The sequence below is a fragment of the Bradyrhizobium sp. P2_E8 genome (assembly GCF_056403875.1).
On the sequence record NZ_JBFUES010001031.1, the window covers coordinates 1 to 2,553 of the forward strand.

At 61.4% G+C, this 2,553-nt stretch carries 2 protein-coding genes; both read left to right on the forward strand.

Annotated elements, in window-relative coordinates; genetic code table 11:
• Nucleotides 1-580 precede the first annotated feature (580 nt).
• Nucleotides 581-1,075, forward strand: a complete 495-nt coding sequence (locus tag AC1D00_RS36170; protein WP_404551076.1) for a septal ring lytic transglycosylase RlpA family protein — start codon at nucleotides 581-583, stop codon at nucleotides 1,073-1,075.
• 427 nt (nucleotides 1,076-1,502) lie between these two features.
• Nucleotides 1,503-2,553: cytochrome P450 (locus AC1D00_RS36175; RefSeq protein WP_477013964.1), on the forward strand; the 1,051-nt coding region annotated here is incomplete at its 3' end.

Here is a 2,553-nt window from a genome sequence, read left to right on the forward strand (position 1 = left end):
GTTTTGCCGTACGCAGCTTCACCCTGCTTCGCCCAAAGGGCTTCGCAAGGCGTTGGCKCCGTTCGTCCGCACGCAGCACGACCTCACGAGGTTCATCTCGCCCTGGTCCCGCCTTCGCGTGCCCGACGCAGCCACGTCCACCGCATCCCGATCCACGTTCGTTACGACGTACGATCGCCCCTCTCCGAGGACCGGGATGACGAGAGAATGCCGCAATTCCGAATTTCGGTAAAGTGGAATATTTTTGTGGGAGGGGATTGACGGGATTTTGCATGCGCCAAGTGTTTTGCCCGACGGGCAAATGGCGCGCGCGTATCGGCTTTCGACCCTTGCCGACGTCGCACGCGCCGCGCCACTCATCCCGGGTTCCATCGGGCCATTCTGCTGACGCAATCTCTGTCTTAGTCGGTGACAACGTAAAACACTGCGTGAGGACCACTCCGGTTCGCACAACGGTTCCGTAGCCAAGGGGTTGGCTCGAATCCGCAAGAGATTGGCGCAAGTTCATGAACGCTTCCGCGTTCGCTTGACCATGCTTGCGGGATCGGGAACCGGACGTTCGAAAAAAATCACAGGAGTTATGATGCTGTTCCGCTCGAGCGCCGCAATTTGCGGCGCCCTGGTTGCGCTTGCCGTTTCTGTTTCCGTTGCGCGAAGTGAAGTGAGTGGCGTTCACTCGAGCGCCGTCGTGGATGCCGCTTCCGGGGAGGCGATCGTTGGCGCAGCATCCATGTACAATCCATTCAAGCCCGGCAAGGAAGAGGGCGGTCCGAACACAGCCTCCGGCGAGCGTTATGATCCCTCCGTCTGGGCGGCCGCCATCAAGACGAATCTGCGTCGGAAATTCGGTGGGGTCCAATTTGGCGCAAGGCCGAAATATGCCCTCGTCGAGGCCGTCGGCAAGAAGGTCATCGTCAAGATCAATGACGTGGGGCCATTAAGGCCTGGCCGCATCATTGACCTCAACGAGCGGACGATGCGCCATTTCGATCCAAGCCTGGAGCTCGGAGTCATTGACGACGTAAGAGTTCGCCCGCTTTCAGGGGACTATTGGGTCCCGGGACCGGTGGGCTGAGCGTCCCCCGCGCAAAGGARGTCGTGCACGTCCCGGACAGCGGGCGCGCCCCGATGGCCTGCTCGCCTCGGATCAACGGGGCCATGCCATCTCTGGCGGCAAGGCGTTGATTGGCCGGTCCGCATTGCCATGGAATTCTGAAATGAAAAGAACCAGGTCGAATGTCTCCTCCTGGCCGTAGCGACGAAAATCCATGCCTGTCTGGACTTCGGCAATCAGGGTGAGAGCGGACCTGTTGTGCCCAGCGGGAGTTTCGCATTTTGACCCTGACCGGACATTCGACCGGCATCTGCGATTGCGTGATTGGCTGGCCGCCGCCGTTGACCCAACTGCGGCATTGTAGGGCCAGATTTACCGGAATGCATGACACCTTCAATGTGATAGAGTTGCTCCGCCAAGGCAGCGTACCTTTTGGGGGCAGCCGAGAATGACGACGTTGGTGTCCACCGCGAGCGGCTCGATCATCAGCTCTTCAGGTATCGGGGCGCGATACAAGCCGTTCGATCATCACGGCATGTATGAATCTTTCGAGCGCGCCCGTGCCGAGGAGCCAGTGTTCTTCTGCCCGGAGATCAACTACTGGGTCGTGACGACGCGGGAGGATGTTCTGCTCCTTCTGCGGGATGCGACCAGTTTCTCGGCCGACATCGCGTTGGCTCCGGTCACACCCCTGGCGCCCGAAGCCTTGGCCATCCTGAAGGCTGGCATGGGCGCGGAGCCGACACAGGTCAATTGCGATCCGCCCAAACACGACCGTATTCGGCGGGTCGCTGGGCGCTTCCTGAATGCCAGACGTTTCGAGACGCTCRTGCCCGACATACGTCGACTGGCGCGCGAGGCCATCGGCGCCCTCGAGGGTCGCGCCGAAGTCGATCTCGTTGCCGACCTTGTGTACGAGCTTCCGGCGCAGGTCCTCTTCCTGCTGATGGGTATTCCGGCCGAAGATGCACCGCGCATCAAGCGCTGGGCGGGCTACCGCATACTAATGACTTTTGGGGATCTTTCACCGGAGGAGCAACGGCGCGGCGCCGAGGACATGGTGGCCTACTGGCGCTACTGCGTCGCGCTGGTCAATGACCGCCTGCGCCGACCGGAAAGCGACTATGCAAGCTTCCTGATCGCGCACCGCGGAGAGGTCGAACCGGAGCTGTCCGACAACGAGATCATCTCGTTGGTGTTCGGATTGCTGCTGGCAGGGCACGAGTCCACCACCAATCTCTCCGCCAACGCGCTCCTGGCACTGCTCAGCCACCGCCCGAGCTGGCAGGCGATCTGCAGCGACACCTCGCTGATTCCTGGCGCCGTCGAAGAAGCGCTGCGCTTTAGCACCTCGATCGTGTGCTGGCGGYGGAGGACCCGGGCGGCGACGGTACTGCAGGGAGTGACCATTCCCGCCAACGCCAATGTTCTGCTTGCCCTCGGTGCGGCCAACTACGATGCAAAGCTCTTCCCCGAGCCCGAACGCTTCGACATCAGAC